This is a genomic window from Nonomuraea sp. NPDC049419, assembly GCF_040676995.1.
In the GTDB taxonomy this organism is placed as follows: domain Bacteria; phylum Actinomycetota; class Actinomycetes; order Streptosporangiales; family Streptosporangiaceae; genus Nonomuraea; species Nonomuraea salmonea.
Window position 1 is genome coordinate 1 of record NZ_JBFAQB010000012.1, and the last position, 16969, is coordinate 16969.

The 16969-nt window shown below is 74.2% G+C and carries 16 protein-coding genes; 6 read left to right on the plus strand and 10 right to left on the minus strand.

Annotated elements, in window-relative coordinates:
* A partial coding sequence (locus tag AB0K12_RS29860) for a hypothetical protein (RefSeq protein ID WP_364568333.1) occupies nucleotides 1–839 on the minus strand: 839 nt, incomplete at its 3' end.
* Nucleotides 840–1130: 291 nt separating this feature from the next.
* Between AB0K12_RS29860 and AB0K12_RS29865 the strand changes: the two genes are divergently transcribed.
* From AB0K12_RS29865 to AB0K12_RS29875, 3 genes are read left to right on the plus strand one after another with little or no spacing between them, the layout of a single operon-like run.
* Nucleotides 1131–1841 carry a carotenoid biosynthesis protein gene (locus AB0K12_RS29865; RefSeq protein ID WP_364568336.1) on the plus strand — a complete coding sequence of 237 codons (711 nt, stop codon included), beginning with the start codon at nucleotides 1131–1133 and terminating at the stop codon, nucleotides 1839–1841.
* On the plus strand, nucleotides 1829–3319 hold the full coding sequence (gene crtI / locus AB0K12_RS29870; RefSeq protein WP_364568339.1) for a phytoene desaturase family protein: 1491 nt from the start codon (nucleotides 1829–1831) through the stop codon (nucleotides 3317–3319). The genes AB0K12_RS29865 and crtI (AB0K12_RS29870) overlap by 13 nt, the downstream gene beginning before the upstream one ends.
* On the plus strand, nucleotides 3316–4470 hold the full coding sequence (locus tag AB0K12_RS29875; RefSeq protein ID WP_364568341.1) for a glycosyltransferase family 2 protein: 1155 nt from the start codon (nucleotides 3316–3318) through the stop codon (nucleotides 4468–4470). The genes crtI (AB0K12_RS29870) and AB0K12_RS29875 overlap by 4 nt, the downstream gene beginning before the upstream one ends.
* Here the strand turns inward: AB0K12_RS29875 and AB0K12_RS29880 are convergent.
* A complete protein-coding gene (locus AB0K12_RS29880; protein WP_364568344.1) occupies nucleotides 4421–5017 on the minus strand; it encodes a glycerol-3-phosphate acyltransferase in 597 nt (198 codons plus the stop codon). The genes AB0K12_RS29875 and AB0K12_RS29880 overlap by 50 nt on opposite strands.
* Between AB0K12_RS29880 and AB0K12_RS29885 the strand changes: the two genes are divergently transcribed.
* Nucleotides 4992–5699: a spheroidene monooxygenase gene (locus tag AB0K12_RS29885; RefSeq protein ID WP_364568346.1), complete on the plus strand. Its 708-nt coding sequence runs from the start codon at nucleotides 4992–4994 to the stop codon at nucleotides 5697–5699. The two genes, AB0K12_RS29880 and AB0K12_RS29885, sit on opposite strands and share 26 nt — an antisense overlap.
* Nucleotides 5700–5704: 5 nt before the next feature.
* Here AB0K12_RS29885 and AB0K12_RS29890 read toward each other — a convergent pair whose 3' ends face one another.
* Genes AB0K12_RS29890 through AB0K12_RS29905 form a run of 4 tightly spaced genes read right to left on the minus strand, consistent with a single transcriptional unit; the run spans nucleotide 5705 to nucleotide 10228 of the window.
* Nucleotides 5705–6655: a phosphate acyltransferase PlsX gene (locus AB0K12_RS29890; RefSeq protein WP_364568349.1), complete on the minus strand. Its 951-nt coding sequence runs from the start codon at nucleotides 6653–6655 to the stop codon at nucleotides 5705–5707.
* Entirely contained in the window at nucleotides 6652–7554 is a 903-nt protein-coding gene (locus AB0K12_RS29895) for a phytoene/squalene synthase family protein (protein WP_364568352.1), read from the minus strand. The genes AB0K12_RS29890 and AB0K12_RS29895 overlap by 4 nt, the downstream gene beginning before the upstream one ends.
* Entirely contained in the window at nucleotides 7551–9005 is a 1455-nt protein-coding gene (gene crtI, locus AB0K12_RS29900) for a phytoene desaturase family protein (protein WP_364568354.1), read from the minus strand. Before crtI (AB0K12_RS29900) ends, AB0K12_RS29895 begins: the two co-directional genes overlap by 4 nt.
* Nucleotides 9002–10228 (minus strand): polyprenyl synthetase family protein, encoded by a 1227-nt coding sequence (locus AB0K12_RS29905; RefSeq protein WP_364568356.1) that lies wholly within the window; start codon nucleotides 10226–10228, stop codon nucleotides 9002–9004. The genes crtI (AB0K12_RS29900) and AB0K12_RS29905 overlap by 4 nt, the downstream gene beginning before the upstream one ends.
* A gap of 244 nt (nucleotides 10229–10472) precedes the next feature.
* Between AB0K12_RS29905 and AB0K12_RS29910 the strand changes: the two genes are divergently transcribed.
* Entirely contained in the window at nucleotides 10473–10814 is a 342-nt protein-coding gene (locus AB0K12_RS29910; protein WP_345385380.1) for a metalloregulator ArsR/SmtB family transcription factor, read from the plus strand.
* Between the two features lie 68 nt (nucleotides 10815–10882).
* Nucleotides 10883–12535: a SulP family inorganic anion transporter gene (locus tag AB0K12_RS29915; protein ID WP_364569043.1), complete on the plus strand. Its 1653-nt coding sequence runs from the start codon at nucleotides 10883–10885 to the stop codon at nucleotides 12533–12535.
* A gap of 118 nt (nucleotides 12536–12653) precedes the next feature.
* Here the strand turns inward: AB0K12_RS29915 and AB0K12_RS29920 are convergent, their stop codons facing one another.
* The 4 genes from AB0K12_RS29920 to AB0K12_RS29935 form a co-directional block, all read right to left on the minus strand.
* Nucleotides 12654–14327, minus strand: a complete 1674-nt coding sequence (locus AB0K12_RS29920; protein WP_364568359.1) for an FAD-binding dehydrogenase — start codon at nucleotides 14325–14327, stop codon at nucleotides 12654–12656.
* Between the two features lie 93 nt (nucleotides 14328–14420).
* Nucleotides 14421–14996, minus strand: coding sequence for a transposase (locus AB0K12_RS29925; protein WP_364568362.1), 576 nt, complete (start codon nucleotides 14994–14996; stop codon nucleotides 14421–14423).
* Nucleotides 14997–15067: 71 nt separating this feature from the next.
* Nucleotides 15068–16243: a tartrate dehydrogenase gene (locus tag AB0K12_RS29930; RefSeq protein ID WP_364568365.1), complete on the minus strand. Its 1176-nt coding sequence runs from the start codon at nucleotides 16241–16243 to the stop codon at nucleotides 15068–15070.
* Nucleotides 16240–16959 (minus strand): GntR family transcriptional regulator, encoded by a 720-nt coding sequence (locus AB0K12_RS29935; RefSeq protein WP_364568368.1) that lies wholly within the window; start codon nucleotides 16957–16959, stop codon nucleotides 16240–16242. The genes AB0K12_RS29930 and AB0K12_RS29935 overlap by 4 nt, the downstream gene beginning before the upstream one ends.
* Between the last annotated feature and the right edge of the window lie 10 nt (nucleotides 16960–16969).

The window sequence follows — 16969 nt, forward strand, 5'->3', positions numbered from 1 at the left end:
ATGTTCTTCACCTTGGGGTCGGACTCGGTCTCCATGAACGAGTGGTAGAGGTAGCACTCGTTGTACTCGTGGTTCATGAGCATCTCCCACCAGCTCTCGCCCGGGTCGACGAGCGACTCGTAGTGGGTGACGTGCTCTTCCTCGATGAGGCCGATCTCCTGGTAGAGCTGGCGGGCGATGGGCTCCATGTAGGTGGGGCCGACGTTCATGTAGAAGTTCATGGTCTGCTGCTCGGCCGCCATGATCGTCAGGGCGTGCAGTTTGGAGATCGGCGCGGCGGTGGAGCGGTCATAGGGCTCGCGCACGTTGTCGATCGGGTTGCGGTGGTGCATGAACGTCGGCCGGCCCGGCATGACCTCGGTGAGCTGGTCGACGATCTTCTCGGCCTTGCGGTGCTCGATCATCTCGTACAGGTTGGCGTAGCGGTAGAGGTGGTCGAAGTCCTCCAGGACGCCGAACTGGTACGCCTGCTGCAGGTAGGGGTCGGGCTCCATGCGGGCCACCCAGGCGGTCAGGTCGACCGCGACCTGCTCGTACGCGATCGTCGTCTCCAGCACCGAGGCGAGACCGGGCAGCAGCCAGTTGACCGCCTTCTGCTGCTGCGCCTCGATGTAGCGGACCCGGGCCAGCTGCTGCTTGATCTCCATGTCGGGACAGTGCCGGGCCAGGTGGTGGCTGAACATGATCGCCTCGACCTCGATGCCGTTCATCGTGATGATGCGGCACCGCGTGTACGGGTCGGCGTGGTCGGGATCGGTCGGCGTGACGTTCAGCTCCCGCCAGTTGCGCAGCTGCTTGTCCAGCGGGATGCCCCGCTCCTGCAGTGGGTTGAAGGTCATGTGCGTGCGCTCCTTCGCGCTGGGTTCGAGTGAGCAAACGTGGCTTGCCCGGCTACCCGAGGGCTTCCCGGCGCAATCTCTGCGCGCGCCCCGCTGAACCTCCGCGTTCGGTAATGATGCCCGGATACGGCCGGTACGGACGATCCTTGGCCCGCGCCGGATGATCCCTTGACGGGCGGCGGGGCAGGTCCATCCCCGGATACACCGCTACGGGAAGACCGCTACCGGAAGACCGCTACCGGAAGACAGGGCGTGGAAGGGACGACAGGTAGGGCAGTCAGGCCGGCCCGCGTGCTCGGCGCGCTGTCGTTGCTCGCCATGACGGCCGTGCAGGTGGTGTCAGGGCTGGACGCGCGGCCCCACCGGTACGTCACGGTCATCGTGGCGCTGCTCGCGGCGTCCGCGATCGCCTTCGCGGCGGAGACCTGGGGGGCGCGCAGGGCGGTGCGCGCCTTCGGGGCGGCGGTGCTGACCGGGTACGCGGCCGAGCTGACCGGCGTCCTGACGGGGTTCCCGTTCGGCTCCTACCGCTACACGGACGTGCTGTGGCCGCAGATCGGCGGCGTTCCCCTGGTGGTGACGCTGGCCTGGGGCGGCATGGGGCTGGCGGCGTACGCGGTGGGCGCGGCGCTCGCGACCGGCTGGGGCCGCGTGTGCGCGGGGGCGGGCGCGCTGACGGCGTGGGACCTGTTCCTCGACCCGCAGATGGTCAGGCTCGGGCTGTGGACGTGGGCCGAGGACGGCTTCTACCGCGGCATCCCGCTCACCAACTTCGCCGGCTGGCTGCTGGTGTCGGCGCTGGTCATGCTCGCCATCGGGCGCGTGGCCGGCGACCCGCCGCCGGTCGGCGGGCTGCTCGTGCTCTACACGGTCATGGCGGTGATGGAGACGGTCGCGTTCGCGGCGGTGTTCGTCCCCGCCGACCCGCTGGTGGCGGCGGCCGGCGGGCTCGCGATGGGCGCGTTCGCCGCGCCCGCCTGGAGGCGGTCATGGCAGAGGTGACGGTGATCGGCGGCGGCGTGGGCGGCATGGTGTGCGCGCTGCTGCTGGCCAGGCAGGGCCACGAGGTCCGCCTGTACGAGCAGTCGCCGCGGCTCGGCGGCAAGCTGGCCGAGCACCGCAGGGACGGCTTCACCTTCTCGCTCGGCCCTTCGCTGCTCACCATGCCCGGCCTCTTCCGCGAGCTGGGGCTGCGGCGGGAGCTGGTGGAGCCGGAGCCGCTGTGCCGCTACCGGTTCGCCGACGGGAGCGTGCTGGACGCGCGCCGGGACCCCGCGCTGATGGCCGCGGCCGTGGACCGGCTGGTGCCGGGCGAGGGGCGGGCGTGGCACGCCTTTCACGCCTGGGCCCAGGGCTGCCTGCGAGCGGCCGGCCGCACGGTCTTCGCCGGACCGCTGATCCGGTTGCGCGGCGGCGGGCGGTCGGCCGGGGAGGCGCGGCTGTCCGACCTGATGGCGGTGGCGCCGGGGCGGACGCTGGACGGGCTGGCCCGCCACTTCTTCCGCGATCCCCGCCTGCGCCAGTACGTCGGCCGCTACGCCACCTACGCCGGGTCGAGCCCGTACCGCGCGCCCGCCGCGCTGGGCTGCGTACCGGCGCTGGAGCACGGTCAGGGCGTCTGGTACGCGCCTGGCGGCCTCGCCCGGCTGGCCGACGACCTGGTCCTGCTGCTCAAGGCCGCGGGGGTGCAGGTGTTCCTGTCGGAGCCGGTCGCCGCCGTCGAGACGTCGGGCTCCCGCGTCACGGGGGTGCGGCTGGCGAGCGGGCGGCGGGTGCGGGCGGACGTCGTGGTGGCCAACACCGACGCCGCCGCCCTCTACGGGAGCCTGCTGCCCGACCGCCGCCGGCTGCGCGGCATCGCCCGGCTCGGCCTGTCGTCGTCGGCGCTGCTGGTGCTGGCCGGGGTGGAGGGCCGCACGCCAGGGCTGCCGCACCACTCGGTGCTGTTCTCGGGCGAGTACGAGCGGGAGTTCGCCGACATCTTCGACCGCCGGGTGCCGCCCCTGGATCCGACCATCTACGTCGGCTGCTCGGCGGTGGACGACGCCTCCCAGGCGCCATCGGGCTGCGAGAACTGGACGTTGCTCGTCAACGTCCCCGCCCGCAACCCGGCGCGCTGGCCGATGCGGGTGGACACGTACCGGGACCTGGTCCTTGAACGGCTGGCCGAGCGCGGCCACGACCTGTCCGGCCGGCTGCGCTTCGCCGACGTGTTCACCCCGGCCGACCTGCGCGACCGCTACGGCGCGTGGGGCGGCGCCATCTACGGCGCCGCGCACCACGGCCGCCTCGCCCCTTTCCGCCGCCCCGCCAACCGCGGCCCCCGGCGCGGCCTCTATCTGGTCGGCGGCTCCACCCACCCCGGCGGCGGCCTGCCGATGGTGACGATGGGCGCGAGAATCGTCGCCGGCCTGGTCGCACACGACTTCCCCGAAAGCACGCGAACCATCACCGATCCGGCCGCTGAGGGCGGGCGATGAGGGCGCTCACCGCCGAGCTGCCTCGGCGGCGGATGAGCAGGGCGCTCAGCGTCGCGCAGGCGGTTGCGGGGGCTGTTGTCGCGGTGCGGCTCGCGCGGGGACGGCGGCGGGTGGCGGCGCTCGCCCCGGTCACCAAGGCCGCTGGGACGATCTCCGTGGTGGTGCCGGCGCGCGACGAGGAAGAGCGCATCGGGCCCTGTCTGCGGGCCGCGCTCGCCGACCCCGCCGTGTCCGAGGTGATCGTGGTGGACGACGGCTCACGGGACGGCACCGCCAGGGTGGCCGCCGTGCTGGGCGCCAAGGTGATCACCGGGGCGCCGCTGCCGGACGGGTGGGTGGGCAAGCAGTGGGCGCTGCGCCAGGGCGTGTCCGCCGCCACCGGCGAGGTCGTGGTCACACTGGACGCCGACGCGCGGCCGGCGCCTGGGCTGTTCGGGGCGATGGCGGCCGCGCTCGAACGGTACGACCTGGTGAGCGCAGGCCCTCGGTTCGTCTGTGACGGGGTGCTGGAGCAGGCGCTGCACGCGTCGATGCTGGCGACGCTGGTCTACCGGTTCGGCCCCGTCGGGCCGGCGACCCCGCCACCGCCGCATCGCGCCGTCGCGAACGGCCAGTGCATGGCCTTCCGTCGCGGGCAGCTCGCCGCCGTGGACGCCTTCGCCCTCGTACGCGACCGTATGACCGACGACGTGGCCCTGGCCCGCTGCCTGGCCCGCCGCGGCTGGTCGGTGGGGTTCCTGGACGCGGGCGCGCTGCTGGAGGTGGACATGCACGACTCGGTCGCCGAGCTGTGGCGGGAGTGGGGACGCTCGCTGCCGCTGCGCGACGTGACCGGGCCGGGCCGGCAGGCGGCCGACCTGGCCGTCCTCTGGCTGACCTGCGCGCTGCCCGCGCTGCGGGTGATAGCGGGCCGCCCGGCCGGTCTGGATGCCGGGTTGCTGGCGATGCGGCTGCTGCTGGCGTACGCGCTGCGCGGCAGCTACCGGGACCCGGGCGCGGGCCTGCTGCTGTCGCCGCTGCTCGACCCGGCCGCCGCGGCCCGGCTGACCCAGGCGACGCTGCGCCCGGTCCGTACGTGGCGCGGCCGCACGTACCCGAAGCTCACCGGCGGCGCCCGGCGAGTGCGGCCTGAGCGAAGCGCAGCCCAATGAGGCACATCAGCCCACCGGTAGCCGCCACCATCTCGACGGGCGCGAACAGCAGCTGCAGCACCGGCACCCCGAACACCGCCACCCGCGCCCCCACCGCGAACGACCGCGCCGCCCACCCCGCCACCACCAGCACCGCGAGCCCCAGCAGGAACGCCGCAGGACAGATGACGGCCATCCCACCCGCGAACGTCAAGATCGACCGCCCGCCACGAAACCCGGCGAACACCGGCCACGCGTGCCCTGCCATCGCCGCCGCCGTGGCGAGGTACACCGGCACCACGCTGGCCCCCGTGACCGTGCCGACCCCGGTGACGTGGGCCCCGCTGACCAGGAGCGCGACCAGCGCGGCCAGCGTTCCCTTCAAGGTGTCCCCGGCGAAGACCGGCGCCGCCGCCCGCCGCCCGAGCTGCTCCTTGACGTTCCAGTACCCGGGGTTGCGGTCGCCCGAGCGGCGCGGATCGACGCCGTGCCCGCGCGCCACCAGCACCGCGACCGGCACAGAGCCGAGCAGGTAACCGGCGATGACCGCCACCAGCGCCTCACGCATCGCGTCGTTCCACCTCGTCCGGTACGCCGACGCGGGCGCGATGAGCCACATGGCCTTCGACCGGCCGCTGCTGCGCGCCACCCCAGGGCTGCGGTTCTGGCGGCTGCTCGGGACGGGACGCGGGCGGGCCATGTCGCTCGGCGCCGACCTGCGGCGGTGGGCGCTGTTCGCGGTCTGGCGCGGGGAGGCGGATCTGGAGGAGTTCCTGCGGACGTCCCCGATCGCCGCCCGCTGGCGGAAGGAGGCGCGCGAACGCTGGCAGGTTCGGCTGACCCCGCTGTCCTCCCGAGGCACCTGGTCCGGCCACGACCCGTTCCCCGCCACCGATCAGGCCGCTCGGAGCGGCGGGGCGGTGGCGGTGCTCACCCGGGCGTCGATCAGGCCCCGGCGGCTGGTCGCGTTCTACCGGTCGGTGCCGCCGGTGGAGGAGCTGCTGCGGCGGCAGGACGGCTGCCTGGCCTCGATCGGCATGGGCGAGTGGCCGGTGGCCAGGCAGGCGACGTTCTCGCTGTGGCGGGACGCGGACGCCATGCGCGCCTTCGCCTACCGGGGCGCCGCCCACCGCCAGGTCATCGGCCAGGTACGCGCCCACGACTGGTACGCGGAAGAGCTGTTCGCCCGCTTCACCCCCTACGCCAGCGAAGGCGCCTGGGACGGCGCCGACCCCCTGAGCCTTCCCTGAGGCGGTCATGGGACCGGCTCACGGGCTGTGCTGTCGTGCCGGGCCAGGTCGCGGGCGACGACGCAGGCGCGGGCGATGGTGGCAGGGGGTGAGGAACCGTGGGCGACCACGACCGTGCCGCGCAGCCCCAGCAGGGCCGCGCCGCCGTGCGTCTCCGGGTCGTAGCGGCGGGCCACCTCGGCCAGCCGCTCGTAGGACGCGACGCCGGCCTCGGCGACCATGGTCAGCGTCGTGCGTACGCAGCCTTCGACGTTCTTCAGCAGCACGTTGCCGGTGAAGCCGTCGGTGACGATCACGTCCACGACGCCCGCCAGCACGTCGTGGCCCTCGATGTTGCCGTGGAAGCGCAGCGGAAGGCCGGCCAGCAGCTCCTCGGCGCGGCGGGTCAGCCGGTTGCCCTTGCCCGGCTCGGCGCCGATCGACAGCAGCCCCACCAGCGGGTCCGGACGTCCGAGCACCGCCCGCGCGTATCCCGCGCCCAGCAGGGCGAACTGGGCCACCATCGCCGGGCTCGGGTCGGCGGTCGCGCCCGCGTCCACCAGCACGCTCCCGCCGCCGCGCAGCGCGGGCAGCACCACGGCGAGCGCGGGCCGCAGCACGCCGGGGGCGCGGCCGATCCAGCGTACCGCGCAGGACACCGCCGCCCCGGTGGACCCCGCCGTCACGAACGCGGCGCCCTCGCCCCGCCCGGCCAGGGCGCATCCCACGGCGAGGCTCGACCGGGTCAGCGCGGCGGCCCCTGCCCCGCTCCCGGCCATCGGCACGGCCTCGTCGGCGTGCGCGACCGGCAGCTCGCCGAGCGCCCCATGCCTGCGCAGCTCCGCGTTGATGACGTCGCTCGCCCCGACCAGCTCGACCGGCACCCCGTGCTCGCGCCACGCCAGCAGGGCCCCTTCTACCGTCGCGACGGGCCCGTGATCGCCGCCCATCGCGTCGAGCACCACCGGCGGGTTCATGGGAGCGTCACCTGGACGCGGCGTTCGGCGCGCGCGGCCTCGGCGGAGGCCAGGAGGTGGCGGGCGAAGATCGCGGCCTTGCGGTGGCGGGGGACCCGGACGCGGGCCGCCAGCACCTCGTACGATCGCCGCTCGATCTCGTCCAGGATGCCGCCGTAGAGCTCGAAGGCGGCCCGCACGCACGGTCGTGACGACGCGGTGAGCAGGCCGAGCCCCTGGGCGGCGGCGCGGTAGTGGTCGCGGGCGCGCTCCGCCTCGTAGGCGAGCAGCTCGCGGACGGCGGGCCCGGCATGGCGGGCGCCCAGCGCGTCCGGGCGGACGCCGAACTTGTCCAGGTCGGCCATCGGCAGGTAGACGCGGCCACGGGCATGGTCCTCGCGGACGTCGCGCAGGAAGTTCGTGAGCTGGAAGGCCAGGCCGAGCTGGCGGGCGGGCTCGCGGGCCGCCTCGGCACGGCCCGGCTCCGGCTCCAGCACGGGCAGCATCATCGTGCCGATCGCGGCGGCCGAGCCCGCCATGTAGCCGAGCAGGTCGTCGTAGGTGGCGTACCGGGTGACGGACAGGTCGGCGCGCATGGAGGCGAGGAAGACGGCGACGTCGTCGTGGCAGATGCCGAACGAGCGCACGGTGTGCAGGAACGCCGGCAGCACCGGGCCGTCGGCGGGCCCGTCGCCGGCCAGCCCCGCCTCGACCCGGGCGGTCAGCCGGTCGAGCGCGCGGGCGCGGTCGTCGGTCATCGTGAACGAGTCCACGATCTCGTCGGCGTACCGGGCGAAGCCGTACAGGGCGTGCACGTGCCGCCGCTTCCACTGTGGCAGCAGCCGGGTGGCCAGATAGTAGGAGCGGCCGTAGCGGGCGTGCAGGCGGCGGCAGCGCTCGTAGCCGGCGGTGAGCGTCACCGGTGCTCCTCCAGGATGCGTACGGCGGCGAGCCGCCCCGAGATCAGCACCGGCGGCACGCCGACCCCGGGCGCGGTGTACATGCCGGCGAAGTGCAGCCCGGGCACCCGGCGGGCCACGGCCGACGGGCGCAGCCAGGCGGTCTGGGTGACGCGGTGATCCAGCGCGAACGGGGTGCCGGCGCTGTGGCCCCGAGCGGCCCAGGCGGGCGGGTCGAGCACCAGCCTGGGCGCGTCCGCGAGGTCGCCGTAACCGAGCTGGGCCAGGCGCTCCAGCAGCCGCCCCTCCAGCTGGGGGCGCAACCTCCGCCAGTCGGTGCGGCGCAGGTTGGGCGCGGGTTCGAGGACGCTGAGCGTGGCGTGGCCGGGCGGCGCCGCCTCGCCGTCGGGGCGCGGGCAGGTGACCAGCAGGCTCGGGTCCGGCTGCGGCCGGCCCTCCTCCAGCGCGGTGAACGTCTGCCGCCAGTCCCGCCCGAAGTGCAGCGTGTGGTGCGCCTGGTCGGGCAGGACGCCGCCGAGGCCGGCGTGCAGCACCAGGCAGCTCGGCGAATGACGGGGCCGGCGCAGCCGCCAGTCGCCGGCCAGGGCGGGCAGCATCCGGCGGGCCGCCAGCCGGTCGCAGGCCACCACCACGTGGCGGGCGGGCAGCCGCTCGCCGTCCTCCAGCAGCACGCCGGTGACGCCGTCGCCGTCGGTCAGCACCTCCTGGGCGCGGATGCCGTACCGGGCGGTCGCGCCCAGCTTCTCCAGCAGGGACGCCAGGGCGAGCGGGATGGCGTGCATGCCGCCGCGCTCGGGGAAGTAGACGCCGCCGATCGTGTCCATGTGGGCGATGACCGCGTAGATGCCGAGGGCGCGCCGGGGTGACAGGCCGACGTACAGGGACTGGAAGGTGTGGGCCATGATCAGCCGCGGGTCGGTGAGGTGGCGGGCCGCCAGGCGGTCCAGCCGCCGGAACCCGCCCAGCGCGGCCAGCCGCAGCAGCGCGGCCGGCCTGGCGAGGGCGCGCAGCCTGGTCATGTCGGCGTCGATGAACGCCGGCCACTCCACCTTGAACAGCTCGCCGAGCAGCCGGCGGTAGCGGGCGTAGCGGGCCGCCTCGGCGGGGCCGCACAGCGTACGGACCTGCTCGGTCATCGCCTCCGGCGCCGCCCGCACGTCCAGCCGCGACCCGTCCTCGAACACCATCCGGTACGCCGGGTCGAGGCGGCGCAGCGGCACCCAGTCGCGCAGTTCCTCGCCGGCCGCGCCGAAGACGTCGGCGAGCACGTCCGGCATGGTCAGCACGGACGGCCCCGCGTCGAACCGGTACGGCCCCACCCTGGCGACGCCGCAGCATCCGCCGGGCTCCCCGGTGGCCTCGACCAGGGTGACCTCCCGCCCGTCCGCCGCCAGCCGCACCGCCGCCGCCAGCCCGCCGAGCCCGCCCCCGATGACCACGACCCCGCTCATCGCCCGTGCCCTTCCGGCCGCGTCGGGGTGACCGCCGGCTCGGTCGGCGCCGGCTCGGTCGCGGTCGCGGTGGCCGTCGCGGTGGCCGCCAGCTCGGTCAGGGCCTTCCTGGCCTCCGGTGGGAGGCCGGGCGGGTGGGCGAGGGCCGCGACCGCCTCGGCGGCGAGGCCGGCGATGCGCCGCTCCGCCGCGTCCAGGGCACCGCACTCGACGATCAACCGGCGGGCCGCCGCCACGCCGTCCGCGTCCTTGACGTCGTCGAGCGCGTCCGCGCCGCCGGTGCGCCTGCGGGCCTCGGCCAGCAGGTACGTCGCCTTGCCCTGGAGCAGGTCGGCCCCGGCGGGCTTGCCGGTCTCGGCCGGGTCGCCGAACACGCCGCTGACGTCGTCCCTGAGCTGGAACGCCTCCCCCAGCGGCAGCGCGTACGCGCTGAGCAGCCGGCGCGTCGGCGCGCACCCGCCCGCGACCGCATGCCCGAGCAGCAGCGGCCGCTCGACGGTGTACTTGCCCGACTTGTACAGCGAGATGAGCCGCGCCTGCTCCTCCTCGCCGCCATCGGGCCCGCCCTCCCCGGGCGCCTCACGACCGGCGCGGGTCCCGGAGGCGGGGGTGTCCGCCCCGCGTTCCTCGCAGTCGGCGCGAGGCCCGGAGGCGGGGGTGCCCGCGAGACGGGCGCCCGAGGTGCGGGTCAGGTCGAGGTACTGGCCGCCGATCGCTTCGACACGGAGCCTGGTGAGGTGGTCGAGGGCGGCGGGCAGGTGCGGGCCTGACTCCAGGAGCGCCGCGTCGACCCAGGTCAGCGCGAGCAGGGCGAGCAGCGTCGCCGCCGACTCGCCGAACCGGTCAGGGTCGCCCCGACGCCCCCTCGCCCGGTGCAGGCCGGCCAGTGCGACGTGGGCCGCAGGGCGGCCGCGCCGGGTGCCTGCTTCGTCCATCATGTCGTCGAGCAGCAGCGCCGCCGCGTGCACGAGCTCCACGGCGCACGCCGCGGGCAGCACGTCCTCGGGACGCTCCCCGCCCCCGGCCAGGTAGCCCCAGTAGACGAACTCGGGACGCAGCCGCTTGCCGCCCCCGAGCACGAAGGCGACGAGGTGCTCGCGTATCAGGCCGGTCTCCTCCTCGCCCAGGAAGGCGAGCCGGCCGAGCTGCCGTTCGAGCAGGCGCTCCAAGTGCCGGTCGACCAGCTCCTTCACGTGGCCGGTCCGCGCCGTCACCGTGTCCATGCACACAGCTCCTTGTCGCCGTTCGAATGTCTTCAGGAGGAGCTGACCTCATCACACAGAGTGATGACCCGAAGCAACACGGTAACCATCGGACGCCGGTTCCCCACCGGGACACGCCAGCAAAGGCGGCCAAGCATCCCTTATCGCCAGCCGACCCGAACCCGCGAAATTGCGAAATATCGCAATTCATTGGAAACTTATCCCTGTCCCCCGGTGACTCCCAGAGGAAAGGACGCGCGTGCCCATGTCGGTGCCCCTGTACGAAGCCAAAGCGGAGCTCTTCCGCCTGCTCGGGCACCCCGTACGCATCCGCGTCCTGGAGCTGCTGCAGGACGGCCCCAAACCGGTGCGCGATCTGCTGGCCGAGATCGAGGTCGAGCCCACCGGGCTCTCGCAGCACCTGGCCGTGCTGCGCCGCTCCGAGCTGGTCACCGCCCGCCGCGACGGCTCCACCGTGGTCTACGCGATGTCCGGCGGCGACGTGGCCGAGCTGCTGCGCGCGGCCCGGCACCTGCTCCAGGCCAAGCTGTCGGGCCGGCACGAGCTGCTGAACGAGCTGCTCGAGGCGGAGGCCGAGGAGAAGTGAGCGCCGTGCTTTCGTCGGGCTGGGCCCGCCTGCGCTCGATCCTGCCCGCCCGCTCCGACCTGGCCGCCATGGGCCGTCACCCGCGCCGCGACCTGCTGGCCGGGCTGACGGTGGCGATCGTGGCGCTGCCGCTCGCGCTGGGCTTCGGCATCTCCAGCGGGCTCGGCGCGGCGGCCGGTCTGGCCACCGCCGTGGTGGCCGGCGCGCTGGCCGCCGCGTTCGGCGGCTCCGCGCTGCAGGTGTCGGGCCCGACAGGCGCGATGACGGTGGTGCTCGTGCCGATCATGCACGCGCACGGCGCCTCGGGGGTGCTGACGGTCGGCGTGCTGGCCGGGGTGCTGCTGCTCGGCCTGGCGCTGGCGCGGGCGGGGCGATTCATGACGCTGGTGCCCGCCCCCGTGGTGGAGGGCTTCACGCTGGGCATCGCCTGCGTGATCGGGCTGCAGCAGGTGCCCGCCGCGCTCGGCGTGCCGACGCCCGAGGGCGACAAGGTGCTCGCCGTGGCCTGGGAGGCGGTGCTCGCCTTCGCCGCCCGCCCGGACTGGGCCGCTCTCGCCGTGTCCGTCACGGTCGCGGCGGTGATGCTGGTCGGCGGGCGGTGGCGGCCCTCGGTGCCGTTCTCGCTGCTGGCGGTGGCAGCCGCGACGATCGTCGCCGAGCTGGGGAGCCTGCCGGTGGCCCGCATCGGCAACCTGCCCGCCGGGCTGCCCGCCCCCTCTCTCGGCTTCCTCGACGTCCCGGCGCTGCCCTCGCTCATCGCGCCCGCGATCGCGGTCGCCGCGCTGGCCGCGCTGGAGTCGCTGCTGTCGGCCGCCGTCGCGGACGGCATGACCGTCAACCACAAGCACGACCCCGATCGGGAGCTGTTCGGGCAGGGGCTGGCCAACCTGGTGGCGCCGCTGTTCGGCGGGGTGCCTGCTACGGGGGCGATCGCGCGTACGGCGGTCAACGTGCGGGCGGGGGCCGCGTCCCGGCTGGCCTCGGTCGCGCACGCGGTGATCCTGGGCGTGATCGTGTTCACCGCCGCGGGGCTCGTGGCGCGGATCCCGCTGGCGGCGCTGGCGGGCGTGCTGCTGGCCACGGCGGTGCGGATGGTCGAGGTCGGCTCCGTACGCGCGATGCTGCGCTCCACCCGCTCCGACGGCGTCGTGCTGGCGCTGACGGCGGTCGCCACGCTCGCCCTCGACCTGGTCGCGGCGGTCATCCTCGGCCTGATCGTGGCGGGAGCGCTCGCGCTGCGCGCCATCGCGGGGAACGTGCGGCTCGACCCCGTGCCGCTCCACCCCGACCTGCCCGGCGATCACGACGCGCAGGAGCACGCGCTGCTCGCCGAGCACATCGTGGCCTACCGCCTCGACGGGCCGCTGTTCTTCGCCGCCGCGCACCGGTTCCTGCTGGAGCTGTCGGAGGTGGCCGACGTCTCGGTGGTGATCCTGCGCATGTCGCGGGTCACCACGATCGACGCCAGCGGCGCGCTGGTGCTGGGCGACGCGATCACCCGGCTCGAACGGCGCGGTGTCACGGTGCTGGTCTCCGGCATCCGCGACGACCACCACCGGCCGCTGCACGCGCATGGCGTCATCGCCCGCCTGGACGAGGCCGGCCAGGTCTTCGCCTCGACGCCCGAGGCCATCGCCGCGGCCCGCCACCGCCTCCGCGAGTCCGGCATCCTCCCACCGGAGCCGGACACGGCCCCCTCCCAGCCCGAGCCCGCCGGCTAGGCAGGGGGCCCTCGGCCGACCGGCCCGCCGACCACGCAAGGGGGCCCTCGGCCGACCGGCCCGCCGGCCGGGGCAGGGGGCCTCGGTCCGCGCCGGTGCCGAGGCCCGTGACCAGGTGTTACGCGATCGCATCGGCGGCGGCGCGGCCGGCCTGGCGGCCGGAGAAGAGGCAGCCGCCGAGGAAGGTGCCCTCCAGGGCGCTGTAGCCGTGGACGCCGCCGCCGCCGAACCCGGCCGCCTCGCCCACCGCGTACAGGCCGGGGACGGGTGAGCCGTCGGCGGCGAGCGCGCGGGAGTCGAGGTCGGTCTGGATGCCGCCGAGCGTCTTGCGGGTCAGGATGTGCAGCTTGACGCCGATGAGCGGCCCGGCCGCGGGGTCGAGCACGCGGTGCGGCACGGCGGTGCGGGTGAGCCGGTCGCCGAGGAAACGCCGCGAGTTGTGAATGCCCTGCACCTGCACGTCCTTGCTGTAGGGGTTGGCGATCTGCAGGTCGCGGGCCTCGATCTGGCGGCGCAGCTCGGCGGCGTCGAGCAGCGGCTTGTCGGTCAGGTCGTTCATCTTGGCGACGAGCTCTTCGAGAGTGGCGGCCACCACGAAGTCGGCGCCGTGCCGCTTGAACGCCTCGACCGGCGCGGGCGCCCCCTTGCCGAACACCCGGCTGCGCAGCACCGCCTTGCGGTCGCCGTTGGTGATGTCAGGGTTCTGCTCGGAGCCGGACAGCGCGAACTCCTTCTCGATCATCCGCTGGGTGAGGATGAACCACGAGTGGTCGTACGCGGCGATGTCGGGCGTGGTGCGCAAGTAGCGCAGGGTCGCGAGCGTGTCGTAGCCGGGCAGGCAGGGGTCGGGCAGGCGGCGGCCGAGCGCGTCGAACCACAGCGACGACGGCCCCGGCAGGATGCGGATGCCGTGGCCGGGCCAGATGGGGTCCCAGTTCTGGACGCCTTCGGTGTAGTGCCACATGCGGTCGCGGTTGACCATGCGGGCGCCGGCGTCGGCGGTGATGGCGAGCATGCGCCCGTCCACGTACGCCGGAACGCCCGTGATCATGCTCTGCGGCGGGGTGCCGAGCCGCTGCGGCCACGACTGGCGGACGAGGTCGAGGTTGGCCCCGATGCCGCCGCCGGCGACGATGACGGCCTGCGCGGTCAGCTCGAAGGCGCCGGTGACGTCGCGGTTGGAGGCGACCCCGCGCGGCGAGGAGTCGTCGGCCAGGACGCTGCCGCGCACCCCGGTGACGACGCCGTCCTGCACGATCAGCTCGTCCACCCGGTGGCGGTGGTGGAAGCGGAGCAGCCCGGCGCCGGCGGCCCGCTGCGCGGCGCGCACGAACGGCGCCACCACGCCGGTGCCGGTGCCCCAGGCCACGTGGAAGCGGGGCACGGAGTTGCCGTGGCCGTCGGCGCGCAGGCCGCCGCGCTCGGCCCAGCCGACCATGGGCGTCAGCTTGATGCCGTGGCCGTCGATCCAGGAGCGCTTCTCCCCCGCGGCCCACTCGACGTACGCGCGCGCCCACCGTGCCGCCCACAGGTCCTCGTCGTCGAGGCGGTCGAAGCGGGCGCTGCCCTGCCAGTCGTTCCAGGCCAGCTCGAAGGAGTCCTTCACGCGCAGCCGGCGCTGCTCCGGCGAGTCGACGAGGAACAGCCCGCCGAACGACCAGTACGCCTGCCCGCCCAGGTTGGCCGCGCTCTCCTGGTCGACCAGCGCCACCTTGCGTCCCCTGCTGGTCAGCTCGTGAGCCGCGACCAGCCCGGACAGGCCCGCGCCCACGACGATGACGTCCGCGTCCATGGCGGAACTCCTTTCTCCAGCACCCAGGCGGCGTGCTGCTGCTGTGGCGAGGAAATCGTGACTCGTCCGCTCCCTGAAGGGAGCGGCTTCTCGCTAAGCCGCTTCCGCAGCCTGGCGAAGGGCAAGCCCTGCCCTGAGGATGTTGATGGCCGCGTTCACGTCGGCGTGCGCGGCATGCGCGCACGCCGCACAGGCGAACGCGGCCTGAGTGACGCGGTTCTCCTTCACGCAATGCCCACAACGGGCACACGTGCGGGAGGTGCCGGCAGGGTTCACTGCGATCAGCTCTCGACCGGCGCTTTCAGCCGTGTACGCGAGGACCGTCAGGAACACCCCCCAGCCCGCGCCCAGAATGCTCCGGTTGAGGCCCGCCTTCTGCGCGACGTCGCGCCCGGGAGCGTCGATCGTGCCGGACACCGAGCGGGTCATGTTCCTGATACGCAGGTCCTCGTGCACGATCACGTCGTAGCCGCGCACCAGCACGAGCGCGGCCCTGTGCGCGTGGTCCAGGCGCTGGCGGCGGACCTTGCCATGCGATGCAGCGCTGCACCGTCCCGGCCGACACCGCGCCCGTGGCCACGGAGCAGGACGCGACCACAGCGTGCACCACACCACGGGGTATCCGAGGTCGTACGCCGCGCCCGGGGAAGTGCGCACCTGACGAGCCACACGATCATTATCACCGTGTTATCCATCTAACGCGCGACCAACGGAGATCTCTGATGCACGGACCTGACGCGTCATTGCACGCTCGGGCCTTGACAGCCCTCCCGCTCCCGATTCCCCCGTCCTCTGAAGGCGACGGTCCCCTCGGGAGAGGCTGATGGCGTATCGGGGCGGCGTTCCCTGACGCGGGCGGCGACGGCCTGGCCGAGCTCGACGGTGGTGCCGTGGCCGCCGAGGTCGGGGGTGAGCGGGGCGTCGGCGGGGCCGGCGGCGAGGACGTCCTCGATGGCGCGCAGCAGGTGGGCGCCGGCGTCGGGGTGGCCGAGGTGATCGAGCATCATCGAGGCGGACCAGATCTGCCCGATCGGGTCGGCGATGCCGCGGCCCGCGATGTCGGGGGCGGAGCCGTGGACGGGCTCGAACAAGCTCGGGTGGGCGCCGTCGGGGTTGATGTTGGCGCTCGGGGCGATGCCGATGGTGCCGGTGCAGGCGGGGCCGAGGTCGGACAGGATGTCGCCGAAGAGGTTGCTGGCCACGACGACGTCGTAGCGGTCGGGGTGCAGCACGAAGTTCGCGGCCAGCGCGTCGATGTGGCACTTGTCGTGCCTGACCTCGGGAAACTCGGCGGCCATCGCCTCGACGCGCTCGTCCCAGTAGGGCATGGAGATCGAGATGCCGTTGCTCTTGGTGGCCGAGGTGAGGTGGCGGGCGGGCCGCCGCTCGGCGAGCCTGAAGGCGTGGCGCAGGACGCGGTCGACGCCGACGCGGGTCATCACGGTCTCCTGCAGCACGGTCTCGCGCTCGGTGCCCTCGAAGATGCGGCCGCCGATCGAAGAGTATTCGCCCTCGGTGTTCTCCCTGACGACGAGGAAGTCGACGTCGCCTGGCTCGCGGCCGGCCAGCGGGCTGCGCACGCCGGGCATGAGCCGGCAGGGGCGCAGGTTGACGTACTGGTCGAACGTGCGCCTGAACTGCAGCAGGCTGCCCCAGAGCGACACGTGGTCGGGCACGACGTCGGGCCGGCCGACGGCGCCGAAGAAGAGGGCGTCGTAGGAGCCGAGGACGTCCTGCCAGTCGTCGGGCAGCATCGTGCCGTGGCGCTGCCAGTAGGCGGCGCTGGCGAAGTCGAAGTGGTCGAAGCGCAGGTCGAGCCCGAAGACGGCGGCGGTGGCCTCCAGCGCGCGCAGCCCTTCTGGGACGACCTCCGTGCCGATGCCGTCGCCGGGGATCACCGCGATGCGGTGGGTCATGCCTGCTCCTTTCGTGGCCGGGTGCGCAGCGCCGCGAGCCCGCCCTGGGCATCCTCGATGACCAGGCGCTCGGCGGTCGCGGAGTCGCGCTCGCGCAGGGCGCGGACCAGCGCGCGGTGGGTGGCGTAGCGGTCGAGGCCGAAGCGGTGGTCCTCGGCGATGCGCTCCAGGCGCAGGGCGCGGCGCTCGGAGCGGGAGAAGACCTGGGTCTGCTCCAGCAGCCTGATCAGCACCGGGTTGTGGGCGCAGGCGTTGACCGTGTCGTTGAACTCCTGCATGCGGTCGAGCAGCGCGCTCAGGTGGCGCTCGACGTCCTCGCCCTTGCCGTGCCGGGTGACGATGACGATGAGCAGGTCGTCGGCGGCGTCGAGGATCGCGTCGAGGGCGTCGAGCTGCTCGGGCGTGGCGTTCCTCGCGGCGAACCTGGCCACCAGGCCGCGCAGGCCGATCTCGACCTCGGCCAGGTCGTCGATGGCGCGCTCGGCGATCTCGGCGACGACGACCGTGCGGGGGCCGGTGCGCTCGATGAGGCCGTCCTGCTCCAGGCGGCGCAGCGCCTCGCGCACGGGGGTGGGGCTGACCGCTAGCCGCTCGGCCAGGCCGCGCTCGGTCACCTTCTGGCCGGGAGGCAGCGCGCCGCTGCCGATCGCCTCGCGCAGGGCCTGGTAGGCGTGGTCGGCCCGCGTCTCGGCACCGGTGGTGGCGTTGACCTTCATGCGATCACCC